This is a genomic window from Streptomyces sp. DH-12 (assembly GCF_002899455.1).
Lineage (GTDB): Bacteria > Actinomycetota > Actinomycetes > Streptomycetales > Streptomycetaceae > Streptomyces.
The window spans coordinates 1,692,206-1,706,361 of the sequence record NZ_PPFB01000001.1 but is presented as its reverse complement, the minus strand read 5'-3'; the positions used below and the strand labels follow the sequence as shown (position 1 = coordinate 1,706,361).

Genomic DNA, 14,156 nt, shown 5'->3' with positions numbered 1-14,156 from the left:
CCCCGGCCCCGGCTGGTCGGGCCGCCCCGTCCCGGGCACGGCCCGCCCCCCGGGGCCTGGCCGAGGCGGTGAGCGCGCTGGAGGGACCGGCGGCGCGCTGAGAGCCTGGCGTCCAGGCCCGCCGCAGGGTGCCTCCCCGACGCCGGCGCCCGTGCGGCGGCGCCCGGTGGCGCACGCACCGCTGAGCAGTCGCCGGCGCCCGGTGGCGCGGCGTCCGAAGGCAGGCGGGCCGGTCCACGCCGTGCGGTCGCACCGTCCGTGCGCTGTGCGCGCACCGTACCGGTGCGCGGCCGTCCCGCGGCCGGCTGACGAGGACGTGAGCGGAGGGCTCTTTCAGCTTCGCGTCGCCCACCGCGTCTGGCGCAGGGGGTCGGGGTGGCAGGACCGGACGGTTGCGAGCAGCCCGGTGTCCTTCACTTCCGGGGTTCTCCGGTGGACGGCTCACGCGGTGCCGGGCCGTCGTGACCACGGCAGCCTTTCGGCCCGGCCACGGAGCGCGGCTCGGTATCGGCCGTCGGAGTGAAACGGCGGGCTGCACGGCGTCACCGGCGTGTCGCGTGGCATTCATCCCCTGTCGGGTGCCGAAGAAGCGCTCTCCTGCCCGTTCCGCTCGCCGGCGGTGCGCGGTGAGCGGTGACGCCGCGGTGGCCGGACGCCGCACGAGACGCGGACGGCTCCGCCGGAAGGCGACGAAGACAGGGATCCACGCCGCGCCCGGGGACCGAGAAGGAGAGGCCGATCATGGGACATGGCGGAAACATCATTCAGGAACTGACCACGGACCACCGCGAGGTGGACTCGCTCTTCGAACAGATCGAGGCGCTGCCCACGGGTGAACAGCGACGGCGCGATCTGGCGGACGAACTGACGAGGGAGTTGGTGCGCCACTCGGTGGCGGAGGAGGAACACCTGTACCCGACGGTGCGCCGTTACGTCGACGGGGGCGACGATCTGGCCGACAAGGAGATCGCCGACCACGGCGAAGTCGAGCGCATGCTCAAGGAACTCGAAGGCTGTGAGCCCGGCGACGGCCGGTTCGACACCTTGATCACGCAGCTGAAGACGTCCGTCACCGAACACATCGACGACGAGGAGAACCGGCTGTTCCCCCTGCTGGCCGACGCCTGTTCCGCCGACGCCCTGCAGGAGCTGGGCGAGAAGGTGCGGATGGCCAAGGAGACCGCGCCCACCCGCCCGCACCCCGCCGCGCCCGACACGCCGCCCGCCAACAAACTCCTCGCCCCGGGCGTCGGCATGGTCGACCGGCTGCGCGACGCGCTCACCGGCCGCGGCCGACAGGGCTGAACGCTCACCGGACCGGGCCCGCCGTACCTGCCGCACGAGACGCACGCGGCATGCCGGGAACGCGCGCTCAGCTCCTGGCAGCGCCACGGAGCAGTGCACGGGGTGCCGGGGCGTCGGCTCGTACAGGTGGGACGTCCTTGGCCTGCGGCCCCTTCGGGCTCGTCCGGCTCCCCTGCTTCGCGGGACGGATGGGGCGCGGGAGGCTGAGAAGCAACGGCGCGCTGAAGGAGGGAAGGCGGGGTAAGCGGGCGGTAAAGGACAACCAGTGATCATGCTGCGCGGCTCCGGCCGCCGCACCGTCGGAAGGAGCATCACCGTCATGACCACCCACCACACCACCCCCGCGGACGGCCGGACCAGGGTCCAGCAGGCCGCGCTCGCCGTCGGAGCGGTATTCCTCCTGGTGGGCGTTCTCGGCTTCATCCCCGGTGTCACGACCGACTACGACACCATGAAGTTCGCCGAGCACCACTCCGAGGCCAAGCTCCTGGGAATCTTCCAGGTGTCGATCCTGCACAACATCGTCCACCTGCTGTTCGGCCTCGCCGGCATCGTCATGGCCCGCGCGGCTTCCACCGCCCGCGCCTTCCTCATCGGCGGCGGTGTGATCTACCTGATCCTGTGGATCTACGGCCTGGTCATCGACCACGACAGCGCGGCGAACTTCGTGCCGGTCAACACGGCGGACAACTGGCTGCACTTCGTCCTGGGCGTCGGCATGATCGCCCTGGGCGTCCTCCTCACCCGCCGGGCCGCGCCGGCAGCCCGCTGAAGCACAGCGGCCCGAGCCGGACGACGAGGGGTGTCCGCGGACGGTGACGCCACCGTCCCAACTGGGCGTAGGCGTCTCCGCACCGCGGATGACCCAGGGCGAGCAGAGCCTGACGTGCGGCGGGGAGACGCCACCACCGCGTCCCGGCCTTCTTGAGGGCGGTTCGTAAGGTGATGTCCGTTTCCAGCTGAGGTCGGAGCAAGGTCGCTGGTGGAGGTTTCCGTCGGCTACTGCTTCCGGGTGAAGACCAACAAACGCAAACCGGCGGGTTCCGCCCCGTCACCACACCGTCAGGCGACAGCAGATCCACTCAAAGGGCCGTGAATCCCGCTAAGAGGGTGATTCACCCAAGTCAGGCGTCCCGAGACGGTTGAAGCCGACGAGGCGCGGCGAGACGACGAAGGGGAAGGACGTGCCGTCAGGGGTCTTGAGGGCCGCCACGATGTCATGGTCCGGTGCGCCGAATATCTCGAAGTGCTGCACGGTGCAGTGCTCCATCACCTCGCGGATGTAGGGATCCGAGAGCCGCCAGTGGGCGCGGACGGCATCGGAGTCGCGGTAGAGCTGGAAGCTGTGCGCCAGCATCCGCTCCTCGTCGATGAAGACCTCGACCATGAGCTGAGGGCCGTGCTCTTGGGCGAATGCCACCGCCTGCGCGATGGCGCGCCGGAAACCGTCGAGGTGACCGTCCGTGATGCGCATGGTGTTGCGGAAGAGAAGGGTGCTGCTCTTTGCGATCTCCATGCGCCGAGTGTTGCGCCTCGACCAAGGTTGAGGTCAAGGGCGCGGCTCGGCCGGGGAACCTGCGACGGCACTGAGGCTGCTGATGAAGCCCTGGCGGGCCGCCTCGCGCTCTTCCCCGGCACGGAGGGCCGAACGGCATTTCCCACCCGAGCTCAGCGATGAACCGAACATCACGTCACAAACCGCCCTCTCGCGGCGCACGGCCGGTCGTCCCGTCAGGAACCGCGAAGTACGGCTGGACAGACCGGACGAAGCCCCGCCGGGGCTCGGCGGGGCTTCCGCGCACAGGGGTGTGACAGAGTGCGGCGGCCGGCGTGGGCGCCGTCGCACTCCGTCACTTCGCGGGCCAGGTCAGTCGTCCCCGGTGGTCCGGCTCACCAGTGCGCCGTACGCCAGTTGCAGCGCGTCCGCGCCGGCCAGTGCCGTGAGCGCGCCCATGGCGGTCCGGGTCGCCCTCGGCCAGAGCAACTGGCCGGCGGTCAGGGTGGACACCACCCACACGCTCGTGCAGAACGGGCAGGTCACCAGCTCGCCGACGGCGTCCTTGCCGCCTTTCGGGTCCGCCTCCTCGTGCAGTTCGGCGGGGCCCTGCGGGCCGACGTACCGCGTGAAGGGCGCGCGCAGCGGACTGGTGACGGACGCCTTGCTCAGCAGCCTGCTGAGCCGGAAGGTGGCGACCGAGGTCAGGACCACGTCCCAGGGCTGGGGCCGGTCGGGCACGGGGGTCCCGCGCAGCCGTACCGCCGTGGCCCAAGCCGCCGTGTACGCCCCGAACCCCGCCATGGACGCGAGATAGCCGCCCAGCGGCCGGTCGTGCCCCGCCGAGTACCGTCGTCCGGTGCGCCGGGCAAGCTCGCGCAGGCGTGAGGCGAGACGACTGTCAGCCGTCTCGCCGGCTGCGGCGTCGCCTGTGGTGCCAGCCCTGTCGTCAGACATGGCGGTCAGGGGATCCATGGGTCACACCCTCCTCCGCGGCGCCCGGTCGCCGCTCCGTCTCCCGGTTGTTGTCCGTGTGTTCCGCCCGGCCGACCCAGCCTGCCGGGGCCGCGGGGACGGCGGCCAGGCCGACGCCGACGAGCACTTCCGCTTCACGGGAGCGGCCGGGCCGTGGATCGAGCAGGGCCGCGGACCGCCGGCTGCCGACCGGCACCTGCACCCTCAGCGGATGCACGGGGTGGCCCAGCCGCCTTCCGTGCAGCGCGTCCCGGCCGCGGCCGGGCGGCAGGGCACGCGCACCCCGGCCGGCCGCGTCGATCACCGCGTCGGCCCGGGGGTCTCGTTCCAGGTGGTCCAGCAGCCGCAGGACCCGGTTCTGCCGCATCCGACGGCGTGGCGTCGTGGTCATGAGCAGCCGGGTCCCCACCTGCGTATACCGCAAACGGCCGACCAGGCCGGACGAGCCCCCTGCGACGGCCCCGGGTCAGGAGCGGGCGGGCGAGGACCCGCCGCGGCCGGGCGGCAGGGACCGCCTGTTCCCGAGGGACGGTCACCGGGGTCGCGGAAGCGGGTCCGGTGCCGAGGGAGGCCGTGCCGGCCGAAACGCGCGCACTCGGCCTCAGCCAGGTGCGGCGGCAGACCGAGAGGAGAAGCGACGCCGCTTCCTGCCCCTCTGTCCGTCGACCAGAAGCCCGTCGTCCGGAAGCCGGTCGTCGGACGCGGCTGGGACCCGATGAAGGGTACCTGGGGGGACGACGGGCGCTGCTCGTCATCGGTTCGAGGGGAACGAAGGAGGAAACCGTGCAGCGGCCTGACGAGGAACTGCTGGATTTCGACACCGGCGAACTGGAGGACTGGGACGAGGAGCGCGCGCGAGCGGCCCTCGACGGCGAACACGGCGCGCTCTACCGCAACCACCTCGACATCGCCCTGCACCTCGACCAGTGGGCGGAGGCCGAGGACCGGCGCACCGACACGGACGCGCGCTACAAGGCGGGCTACACCCAGGCCCTGCGGGACACGGCCGCGTTCCTGCGGCAGACCTACTACCTTCCCTGAGCCGGGCGAGGCGTTTCGCCCGGACACCCGGCGTGCCGGCCCTCTTCATGATCTGGCCGTTCCGTCCGCCGCGCCGGGCGCCGCGGGTTTCCTGCGATCGTCCGCGGGGGACCCGAGCCCGTGGTGGCATACGGAGCGGAGCAGCGGGTGCGCCCGCCGGCGTCGATGTGCCGGAGGAGGCGCTGACCGCAGCGGCGGGCCTCCGGTGAGCCCTCCCCGGTGAGCCCTCGGTGCACTTCCCGGAAGGAGCCAGGCATGGACGGCTCGGGACCTCCAGGCCGTGCGTCCCGGAGCGCGCCTCCCGGCCCTCCCGACACTCCCCGCCCGAATTCCGGCGCCGTCACGCGACGCCCGCGCGTGCGCTTCGACGGCTGGATCGCGGGCACGGGCACCTCCTCCGGCACACGGATCGTGCTCGGACACTGGCAACGGTCACCCTTCGGAGCGTTCAGCGACGTGATGCTGGAGCGGCCCGACGGGGACAGGCTGCTGCTGGCCCCCACGCCCGCGACGGCGGACTTCATCAGCGGCACCTACCTCTTCGACACGGTCCGCGTCGTCCCGGTCGAGGTGAGCGTCACGGACGGCGTCTGGACCGTCACCGCCGGGCCCCTCGACCTGCGTTTCACCACCGGCCGGCGAGGGCTCCTGGGCTTCGCGCTGCGGGCCGTGCCCGGCGCGCTCGCCCGCCGTCCGGCATGGAGCGCGCTGACGGACCGGCCCGCCCGCCTGCTGCTGCCCGGCGTGCGCACCCGCGGCAGCGCCGGCCGGGGCCGCCGGGAGTGGTACGGCGCCCGGGACCTGCTGCCGATCCGTGCCGTGTCGGCGGACTACGAGGGCGCGGACCTCGGGGCGAGGGCACCCGTCGAGCCGCCCGTGCGCTTCGGGTTCGGTTCGGCGCCGAGGAACCCCTCCGTCACCCGGGTCACGACGACGGTCGAGCTCGGCCCGGAGTGAGGGCGCCTGGGCAGGGGGCCCGGCCGGAGCCGACGGAGGGACGTCCCTCGAGCGGAACCGCAGTGCGGGAGCCCGTCCGCACGCCCGCGGTCGCGCACGGTGCCTTCACCGTCGTGGGCGGACCGCCCGCCTCCGCCGGCGTCGCCCGGTTCGCGGCGGCCGGGGAGGCGCAGGCGGTGGCGCCCCCGTACTCCCCTCGGCGATCTCGAGGTCGGCGGGCTTGACGACTCCCTGGTAGGTCAGCCCTTCCCCATGGCCTTGTGGATGGCGTCCTTCGTACGGTCCATGAGTGCGGCCACCGGGCCGAGGGCCACGTTGGCGGTGGCCGACTCGACACCGGGGTGCGGCCGGGTGGGCGCCATCGCCTCGGCGGCCTTGACGGCCTTGGCCATGGCGGCGAGGCCGGTGACGTCGGTGCTGCGGCGGATGTGGGCGAACTCGTAGCGTTCCTCGGCCCGCGCGTGCTCCTGGACGTCCTTGCGCAGCCGCATCAGCAGGGGCATGAACTTGGGGTCGTCGGTGTCCATGTCGTCCAGGGCCGCCAGCGTCTCCTTCGCCGACTTCTCCTCCGCCAGGCGATCCCCGACGACGTGCTCGCCGCCCTCGACCGCCCTGCGGACGAAGGGGTGGACGACCTCTTCCTCGGCGGTCTCGTGCACGGCCAGCAGGCGCACGAGGTGACGGAAGGCGTCCCGGCGTTCCTCACCCCGGCTCTGCTCGACCTCGTCGAAGAGGTTGCGGATGTCACCGTGCTGACGCATCAGCAGAGCCACTACGTCGATGTCGGGTGCCTGGTCGTCGCCGGCCTGAGGTGTCTGCGGTTCGGACATGTGGGGCGTCCTCACTTCTCGCGCTGGGCGGGGTCGGGGTGCTCGCCCTCGGTCTGGAGGCGGTACTCGCGGCCGAACATCTCGTGGTGCTCGTGGATCACCCGGTCGCTCGGCGGGTTCTCCCCGCCGTGGATCTGCTCCTGCATCTTCTCGAACCGCTCGTGCGCCTCGCGGACGTAGCCCGCGCCGAGGGTCGTGAGGTCCATCTGGGTGTCCAGCAGTTCGCGCAGGTACTGCTTGTTCGGCTCGAACGTGAGCACGTTGGGCAGTTCGGGGGCGAGCACCTCGGCCGGGTCGCGGCCGTCGTGGCGGCGCATCAGGTCGCACGCGATGTGCAGGTGCTCCAGTTCCATGTTCAGGTGCAGCTCCCAGATCGCCTTGACCTTCGGGTCGCTCTCCTGCTCCATGAACGAGTAGTACAGGTAGCACTCGTTGTACTCGTGGTTGACGAGCTGCTCCCACCACGTCTCACCCGGGTCCACCAGGGACTCGTAGTGGGTGACGTGCTCCTCCTCGATCAGCCCGATCTCCTGGTAGAGCTGACGGGCGATCGGCTCCATGTAGGTGGGGCCGGTGTTCATGTAGAAGTTCATCGTCTGCTGCTCCGCCGACATGATCGTCAGCGCGTGCAGCTTGGACAGCGGGTCGGCCTGGTCCCTGGCGTACGGGTCGCGGACGTTGTCGACCGGGTCGCGGTGGTGGTACCGCGTGGGCCGGCCCGGCATGACCTCGGTCAGGTTGTCGACGATCGACTCGGCCTTGCGGTGCTCGATCATCTCGTACAGGTTCGCGTACCGGTACAGGTGGTCGAAGTCCTCCAGCACACCGAACTGGTAGGCCTGCTTCAGGTACGGGTCCGGCTCCATCCGCGCCACCCAGGCGGTCAGGTCGACGGCCACCTGCTCGTACGCGATGGTCGTCTCCAGCACCGAGGAGACGCCCGGGAGCAGCCAGTTGACGACCTTCTGCTGCTGCGCCTCGATGTACCGGGTCCGGGCCAGCTGACGCTTGATCTCGGGATCGCGCGTGTGCCGGGCGAGCTGGTGGCTGAACTGGATCGCCTCCACCTCGATCCCGTTCATCGTGATGATCCGGCACCGGGTGTACGGGTCGCAGTGGTCAGGGTCGATCGGGTCCACGTTCAGCTCACGCCAGCTGCGCAGCTGACGGTCCAGCGGGATGCCCCGCTGCTCGAGCGGATTGAACGTCATGGGGGGTGCCTCCTGAGGACGAGGGAACTCGTGCGCCGACGGGTACCCCGCCGCGGACGACGAGCACAGGTCCACCTGCGGGCCTCGCCGTCACCGTCGGATTTCAGCCACCGCTCGCGCTCAGGGGCGTGCGATCTCCCCACCGGATCAGCCGAGATGACAGTGCCGGCGCACCGGGGCACGACCGGATCCATGCGCACCGGGGCGATCGTCCGCCGCCGGCCGTTCGGCGGACGCGAGCCGCCCCGCCGCCCGCAGTATGGCCTGATCCAGGACCACCTGGGACACGGTGGGGCCGAGGACTGCTGCGGCGAGGGGGCGCCTGGAACAGGTCCGGCCGCCCTGCAGACGAGGCGGACACCGCCATCGCCGTCCACGGCTTCGTCGCCGACGCCGACGCCCGCCCGCGACACCTGCCCGACGTGCGCGCACCGCATGACGGCCGACGGCGTGGCCGAACCCGGCCGCCCGGCCCCGGGCCGGCCGTGGCGCCGCGTTCGGCCCCGGTGGCACGCTCTTCGCCGGCGGCCCCGACCGGATCCCCGAACGCGTCCCGCAGCCGCACGGGTTGCTCGGCCACACCCGCCGGACGGACGTCGACGGCCCGGTGCCGAGCGGCGATTCGACGCCTGGCACCTGCGCCGCCGGCCGCTTCAGGCTGTCCTCGCGCATCAAGCGCTCGACGGCGCAGCGGACCGCGCACCCCTGCGCGCCGCAGCCGGGTCCGGCCCCGTGACACCCGAGGGCGGCACCCTTCCGGGATGCCGCCCTTCGACGTGCACGGTCGCGCGGGGGCGCGTTCGTGTCAGAGTGAGCCGACCGGCGTCCGCTCCTTCGAGGTGGCGTCCTCGTCCGACGCGCCCCAGCATTCCACCTCGCCGCGCAGGCCCGGCACCTGGTCCTTGCGGAAGACCGGGTCGAGGCCCTGGCGGCGCTGGGCCGTGTAGTCGTCGAGGAGGCGGAAGGCGACCGCGCCGAGGGGGATGATCGCGATCAGGTTGACCAGGGCCATCGCGCCCATCGTGACGTCCGCGAGACTCCAGACCAGCGGGACGGAGCCGATGGCGCCGAGGACGGCGCAGGCGATGACCATGGCGCGGTACGAGCTCATCACGCTCTTGCTGCGGGTGATGAACTGGATGTTGGACTCGCCGTAGTAGTAGTTACCGATCATGGAGCTGAAGGCGACCATGAAGACCACCAGGGTCAGCAGGTGACCGGCCCAGTCGCCGAGCGCGCTGGTGAAGGCGGACTGCGTGACGTCCGCGCCGCCGCGCTCACCGAGGGTCGGGTCGGCGGAGAGGATCACGAAGGCGGTCATGCTGCAGATGACCAGGGTGTCGAAGTAGACGCCGAGGGTCTGGACCAGGCCCTGCTTGACCGGGTGCGTGGTCTCCGCGGCCGCGGCGGCGTTCGGGGCGGAACCCATGCCCGCCTCGTTGGAGAACATGCCGCGTCGCACGCCCTGCAGGATCGCCGTGCCCACGGCGCCGCCGGCGACCTCGCGGAAGCCGAAAGCCCCGCCGATGATGTCGCCGAGCATGCCCGGCACGTTGCCGAGGTTGAGGAGCACGATGACCAGGCCGGCCAGCAGGTAGAGCCCGGCCATCACCGGGATGAGGATCTTGGTGACGGCCGTCAGGCGCTTCACGCCGAAGAGCACCGCGAGCGCGAGCAGCACGGCGAGCACGACACCGAGGACGGGGTCGAACCAGGAGGCGTCCGAGCCGAAGGAGCCCTTGGCGGCCACCGTGATGGTGTTGGACTGCACCGCGGTCAGCACGAGCCCGAACGTCAGTGTGATCAGAACGGCGAAGACCACGCCGAGCCAGCGCATTCCGAGCGCCTTCTGCATGTAGTAGGCCGGGCCGCCTCGGTACGTGCCGGGCTCGGTGTCGCGCACCTTGTACAGCTGGGCCAGGACCGACTCGACGAACGCCGAGGCACCGCCGACCAGGGCCATCATCCACATCCAGAAGACGGCTCCGGGGCCGCCCATGGTGATCGCGGTGGCCACGCCGGCGATGTTGCCGGTGCCGATCCGCGCGGCGGCGGAGATGCTGAAGGCTCCGAAGGGGCTGACGCCGGACTGCGGCTTGTCCTTGAAGACCCGGAACATTTCCGGGATCAGACGGATCTGCACGCCCTTGGAGCGCAGCGTGAACCAGATGCCGGCGGCGGCGACCAGTGGAATCAGCAGGTATGTCCAGAAGACGTCGTTGAACTCGACGACCCAGGTTTCCAACGTGCTCATGCGAATGCTTCCCGGTTCCTCGTGAGTCGGGGAATCGGCCCGGTTTCCGCATGCGCGTACAGGTCGTGCACGGAGCGGACGGTCGGGCCGGGTGGTGCGGAGGTAAACGCTCCGCAAACCCCAGGACTTTAGGCTGGCGTGGCCGCCGCTGCCTACGGTTCCTGAAAGTGCTCTACCTCACATGAACCCGGCACGTGCGAGAAGCCACCGGTCGAAGCCGTCGTCAGGGCTGGTCGCCGGCGCCTCCTCCGCAGTCGGCTCCCGGCGCGGGATGCTCCGCGGAACCGCGCCCAGCAGGCGATTCAGGGGCCGTGCAAGCGATGACCGAATACGCCATAAGGTTGGGGGCGCATGGGCGTCTGGCAGTAGTGCGCCGAGGGAGGTCCGTCATGCCCGCCGATGCTGTCGGCCGGGCCGTGTGAAGCAAGGGAGTGCAGCGGTGGCGCGAGTCGAGCTCGGGACTGCGGTGGCCATGGCGCGGGAGATCGCCGAGGGGGCTCTGGCCCCGGAGGCCGCGGCCGTGGACGCGGAGCGGAGGTGGCCGGAGAAGGGTATGGCCGCGTTGCGGTCCCGTCTGGGCGGGCTGGTGGTACCGGCGGAGTGCGGCGGGATGGGGCACGGGCTGCTGGCGGTGGCGCAGGTCGGTGAGGCGACGGGGCGTGCTTGTGCCTCGACGTCGATCTGCTTCGGTATGCACCTCGTCGGCTCCGCGGTGATCGCCGCGAAGGCCAGCCGCCGGCAGCAGGAGCATTACCTGGAGCCGATCGCGGCCGGTGAGCATCTGACGACTCTGGCCCTGTCCGAGCCGGGGACGGGCGGGGAGTTCTGGCTGCCGCAGACCCGTATGGAGCGGATGGCGGAGGACCGACTGCGGCTGACCGGAGCCAAGAGCTTCGTCACCAACGCCGGCCACGCGGACTCCTATGTCCTGTCGACCCTGGCCGCCGGGCCGGGCACGCCGCCGGGGCAGTTCTCCTGCACGGTGGTCGACGCCGGCGTGCCGGGTCTGGAGTGGGGGCCCGAGTGGCAGGGTTTCGGCATGCGCGGCAACGCCTCGCGCGGGCTGGAGCTGCGAGGGGTCGAGATCGCCGACTGGTGCCTGCTGGGTGAGGAGGGCGACGAGATCTGGTACGTCTTCAATGTCGTCGCCCCCTACTTCCTGATGGCCATGGCCGGCACCTACCTCGGTGTCGCCGTGGCGGCTCTGGAGGAAGCCCGTACCCATCTGCTGCGGCGCAAAGGGATGCGCGCGGGCCGGTCCGCGGCCGGGCAGCCGGTGGTGCAGCACCGTCTGGGCACGATGTGGGCCCGTGTGGAACGCACCAGGCGGCTGATCTACCACGCCGCCGCCGAGGCGGAGATCGGCGCCCCGGAGGCGCTGCTGGGCCTGGCCTCCGCCAAGGCCGAGGTGGCCGAGGCCGCCGAGGCCACCGTCAACGACGCACTGACCCTGGTCGGCGGTATCGGTTACAGCGAGCACTCGTCCCTGCACCGCCTGCTGCGCGACGCCCGGGCCGCGCACGTGATGTCCCCGGTGACCGACCTGCTGCGGGTGTGGACCGGCAGAGCCCTGCTCGACGAACCGCTCCTCGAGGGCTGACGCGATGAACCACGGTCTGCCCTTGCTGCTGCTTGTCGACGTCCCGCAGCGGACGGTCAACGCCCTCACCGCCGAGCTGGCCTCGACGGCCGAGATCGTCCAGTCGACGGCCGAGGACGTGCTGGTCCATACCGGCGGAACGCCCGGTCTGCGCCGGCTCACGGTGGCGGTACTGGGGGAAGGGGTCACGGCGCCTGTCGGCGTCGTTCACTCCCTGCGGCCCCACCCCGCGGATCTGGCGGTCGCCGTGATGGCGGCCCCCGCCACGCAGGACAGGCTCGCCGTGCTCCCGCTTCTGTTCCCCGACGATGTCGTTCACCGTGTGCAGGACAGCGAGACAGCGCAGCGGATGCCGCAGGTCGTGAGCGAGCTGCTGCAGCGGCTCACCCACCGCCGTGCGCACGCCGCGGCGCAGGCCGCTGCTCAACGGCGCCTTTCTTCGGGGACCTCGATCGACCGGCAGCTGGGGGAGCGGCTGCTGGGACAGTTCCTGACCCAGGCTCCGATCGGTGTGCTCATGCTGGACGGTGACGCCGTGATCGCCTGGAACCCCCGGGCCGCCGACATCCTGGAGCTGACGGAGCCGGACTCGGTGCACCGGCCGGTGACCGATCTGTTCCCCGAGGACCAGCGCACCGCGCTGCACCGCCACCTGACCGCCTCCGGGCCGGACCGTGACGCCGAGCCCGACGCGGTCTTCGAACGCGTCCGCGGCGACGGTACCTCCCAGGCCCTGCGCATGGCTGTACGCCAACTCCTGGACACCGAAGGCCGCAGCCGCACCCTCGTCCTCACCGAGGACGTCACCGACCGCCTGCACGCCCAGCGCAAACTCGCCGAACGCACCGGCCACGCCCTGCTCACCGCCGAAGTCGCCGCCGCCATGACGGCGCCAGGGCCACTGGACGAACGCCTGCACACGTGCGTGCGCGCCACCACCGACCGCCTGGGCGCCGACCGCGTGTGCATCTGGAGCTTGAACACCCGCGGCGAACTGGTCCACGCCGTCTGTGCCGAAGACGACGCGGGATCCCCCGACACGTCTTTCTGCCGAACGACGCAGCGCGCTCTGGTGGAACAGGTCGTCGCGGCACGCCGCCCGCACCTGGACGTCCCACCCCGCACCGACCCGCACGCCTCCCCGCTCACGGGCGGCCGGGGCTCTTTCGCCGCTTTCCCTCTCATCTCCGGCGGGGAACTGCTCGGCGTGCTGTCGCTGACCACGAGCCTGGCGCTGCCCGGTTCCGTCATAACCACCCTGGAGAACATCGCCGACCAGATAGCCGTGGGCACGCAACAGGACCGCCTGCTCAACCGCCTCAGCGAGGCAACCCGGGCCCTCGAACGTCCCCTGCTCCCACCCACACTGCCCGACCTGCCGGGCTTCGACCTCGCCACCCGCTACGCCCCCTTCAGCCAGGGGCTGCATATCGGCGGTGACTTCTACGACGCCTTCACCGCCTCCGACGGCCGTCACGTCCTGGTCCTCGGAGACGTCTGCGGAAAGGGACCCGACGCGGCCGCCATCACCGGTCTGGTCCGCCACACCGTGTGGGCCGCCGCCCAGCACACCAGCGACCCCGCGCACGTCCTCAGCCTGGTCAACAACGCGCTGCGCCGCCAGAGCACTCCCTTCTGCACCCTCGTCTACGTGGTCCTCGACGCCACCCGCTTCCCCGCCCGCCTCCACATCGCCAGCGCCGGCCACCCCGCACCGCTCCTGCGCCGGGCGAACGGCGACACCGCGCCACTGGACACACGGGGCACCCTGCTGGGCGTGCTGGAGACGCCGAGCCACGCGGTCACCGAAGTGGAGCTACGACCCGGCGACACCCTGGTGCTCTACACCGACGGCTTCACCGAAGGGGCCGGCGCCGCGGACCAGCGGGACCCGGAAGACCTCGCTGCCATCGTCGCCTCCCTGGCGCCGACCGGCACGGCGGGCTCCGCCGAGAACGTGGCCACCGCCCTGCTGGACGACGCCCGCCGCTGGTGGGGCGAGCGGCTGCGCGACGACCTCGCCGTCCTGGCACTGACGGCCCTGCCGGTCCGAACGGCATCCGACAAGGGAGCCGGCACGGGCACCGGGTGAGGGCACAGCAGGGAGCTCGCCCACCACCGGCTCACCACCTGCGGGGCCGGCCGGCGCTGATCCGGGCCGGGCATCCGACGCGGGGTCCGTCCGGCCGCGAGGTGGTGTCCGCGGACGGCGCCGGGAACCACGCCACCCGGTCGGCCACATGCGGTGATGCCCGGGGCCGCAGTGCATGGCCCTGCCCGTCGTGGGGCTGCCCGTTGGTCCGCGTGTGCGAGGCTGGGCTGACGTTCTCGTTCCCGACGAGGTGCACGGACGCGGAGACCGGCCTTCACTGACGTGGGTTCTCGCAACGGAGGGCGTCGTTGGCGCGGGATCTGCTGGCGCGGAAGTCCGTGGAGGACACGCCGGCGCGATCACCGGGAGCGGCGACCGATCTGGTGGAGGGGTCCG

Annotated in this window: 12 protein-coding genes; 6 read left to right on the top strand and 6 right to left on the bottom strand. The window is 71.7% G+C overall.

What is annotated here, in order from left to right:
• The first annotated feature begins 741 nt into the window (after nucleotides 1-741).
• Together C1708_RS06525 and C1708_RS06520 are read left to right on the top strand one after the other, a co-directional pair.
• Entirely contained in the window at nucleotides 742-1,305 is a 564-nt protein-coding gene (locus C1708_RS06525; protein ID WP_106411750.1) for a hemerythrin domain-containing protein, read from the top strand.
• A 319-nt stretch (nucleotides 1,306-1,624) separates the two neighbouring features.
• Nucleotides 1,625-2,077 carry a DUF4383 domain-containing protein gene (locus C1708_RS06520; RefSeq protein ID WP_106416183.1) on the top strand — a complete coding sequence of 151 codons (453 nt, stop codon included), beginning with the start codon at nucleotides 1,625-1,627 and terminating at the stop codon, nucleotides 2,075-2,077.
• 330 nt (nucleotides 2,078-2,407) lie between these two features.
• On the opposite strand, the gene C1708_RS06510 is transcribed toward C1708_RS06520, so the two are convergent.
• From C1708_RS06510 to C1708_RS06500, 3 genes are all read right to left on the bottom strand, one after another.
• Nucleotides 2,408-2,821: a hypothetical protein gene (locus tag C1708_RS06510; protein WP_106411749.1), complete on the bottom strand. Its 414-nt coding sequence runs from the start codon at nucleotides 2,819-2,821 to the stop codon at nucleotides 2,408-2,410.
• A 351-nt stretch (nucleotides 2,822-3,172) separates the two neighbouring features.
• The gene (locus tag C1708_RS06505; RefSeq protein WP_106416182.1) at nucleotides 3,173-3,757 is read right to left on the bottom strand and encodes a DUF1360 domain-containing protein; all 585 of its coding nucleotides are present in this window, start codon (nucleotides 3,755-3,757) and stop codon (nucleotides 3,173-3,175) included.
• Nucleotides 3,750-4,166, bottom strand: coding sequence for a hypothetical protein (locus tag C1708_RS06500; RefSeq protein WP_342210880.1), 417 nt, complete (start codon nucleotides 4,164-4,166; stop codon nucleotides 3,750-3,752). The genes C1708_RS06505 and C1708_RS06500 overlap by 8 nt, the downstream gene beginning before the upstream one ends.
• Nucleotides 4,167-4,558: 392 nt before the next feature.
• Between C1708_RS06500 and C1708_RS06495 the strand changes: the two genes are divergently transcribed.
• Nucleotides 4,559-4,816 (top strand): hypothetical protein, encoded by a 258-nt coding sequence (locus C1708_RS06495; protein WP_106411748.1) that lies wholly within the window; start codon nucleotides 4,559-4,561, stop codon nucleotides 4,814-4,816.
• 357 nt (nucleotides 4,817-5,173) lie between these two features.
• On the top strand, nucleotides 5,174-5,773 hold the full coding sequence (locus tag C1708_RS06490; RefSeq protein WP_106411747.1) for a hypothetical protein: 600 nt from the start codon (nucleotides 5,174-5,176) through the stop codon (nucleotides 5,771-5,773).
• Nucleotides 5,774-6,012: 239 nt separating this feature from the next.
• Here the strand turns inward: C1708_RS06490 and C1708_RS06485 are convergent, their stop codons facing one another.
• The 3 genes from C1708_RS06485 to C1708_RS06475 all read right to left on the bottom strand — a co-directional run bounded on the left by C1708_RS06485 (nucleotide 6,013) and on the right by C1708_RS06475 (nucleotide 10,068).
• Nucleotides 6,013-6,603 (bottom strand): hemerythrin domain-containing protein, encoded by a 591-nt coding sequence (locus C1708_RS06485; protein ID WP_106411746.1) that lies wholly within the window; start codon nucleotides 6,601-6,603, stop codon nucleotides 6,013-6,015.
• A gap of 11 nt (nucleotides 6,604-6,614) precedes the next feature.
• Nucleotides 6,615-7,814 carry a hypothetical protein gene (locus C1708_RS06480; RefSeq protein WP_106411745.1) on the bottom strand — a complete coding sequence of 400 codons (1,200 nt, stop codon included), beginning with the start codon at nucleotides 7,812-7,814 and terminating at the stop codon, nucleotides 6,615-6,617.
• Between the two features lie 805 nt (nucleotides 7,815-8,619).
• Nucleotides 8,620-10,068, bottom strand: a complete 1,449-nt coding sequence (locus tag C1708_RS06475) for an alanine/glycine:cation symporter family protein (protein WP_106411744.1) — start codon at nucleotides 10,066-10,068, stop codon at nucleotides 8,620-8,622.
• A 439-nt stretch (nucleotides 10,069-10,507) separates the two neighbouring features.
• Between C1708_RS06475 and C1708_RS06470 the strand changes: the two genes are divergently transcribed.
• Both C1708_RS06470 and C1708_RS06465 read left to right on the top strand, forming a co-directional pair.
• Nucleotides 10,508-11,668: an acyl-CoA dehydrogenase family protein gene (locus C1708_RS06470; protein ID WP_198602416.1), complete on the top strand. Its 1,161-nt coding sequence runs from the start codon at nucleotides 10,508-10,510 to the stop codon at nucleotides 11,666-11,668.
• A gap of 22 nt (nucleotides 11,669-11,690) precedes the next feature.
• Nucleotides 11,691-13,760, top strand: coding sequence for a SpoIIE family protein phosphatase (locus tag C1708_RS06465; RefSeq protein WP_198602415.1), 2,070 nt, complete (start codon nucleotides 11,691-11,693; stop codon nucleotides 13,758-13,760).
• The last annotated feature ends 396 nt before the right edge of the window (nucleotides 13,761-14,156 follow it).

Coding starts and splice junctions, on each gene's coding strand:
- C1708_RS06525 (WP_106411750.1), top strand. CDS start 742: ATGGGACATGGCGGAAACATCATTCAGGAACTGACCACGGACCACCGC.
- C1708_RS06520 (WP_106416183.1), top strand. CDS start 1,625: ATGACCACCCACCACACCACCCCCGCGGACGGCCGGACCAGGGTCCAG.
- C1708_RS06510 (WP_106411749.1), bottom strand. CDS start 2,821: ATGGAGATCGCAAAGAGCAGCACCCTTCTCTTCCGCAACACCATGCGC.
- C1708_RS06505 (WP_106416182.1), bottom strand. CDS start 3,757: ATGTCTGACGACAGGGCTGGCACCACAGGCGACGCCGCAGCCGGCGAG.
- C1708_RS06500 (WP_342210880.1), bottom strand. CDS start 4,166: ATGACCACGACGCCACGCCGTCGGATGCGGCAGAACCGGGTCCTGCGG.
- C1708_RS06485 (WP_106411746.1), bottom strand. CDS start 6,603: ATGTCCGAACCGCAGACACCTCAGGCCGGCGACGACCAGGCACCCGAC.
- C1708_RS06480 (WP_106411745.1), bottom strand. CDS start 7,814: ATGACGTTCAATCCGCTCGAGCAGCGGGGCATCCCGCTGGACCGTCAG.
- C1708_RS06475 (WP_106411744.1), bottom strand. CDS start 10,068: ATGAGCACGTTGGAAACCTGGGTCGTCGAGTTCAACGACGTCTTCTGG.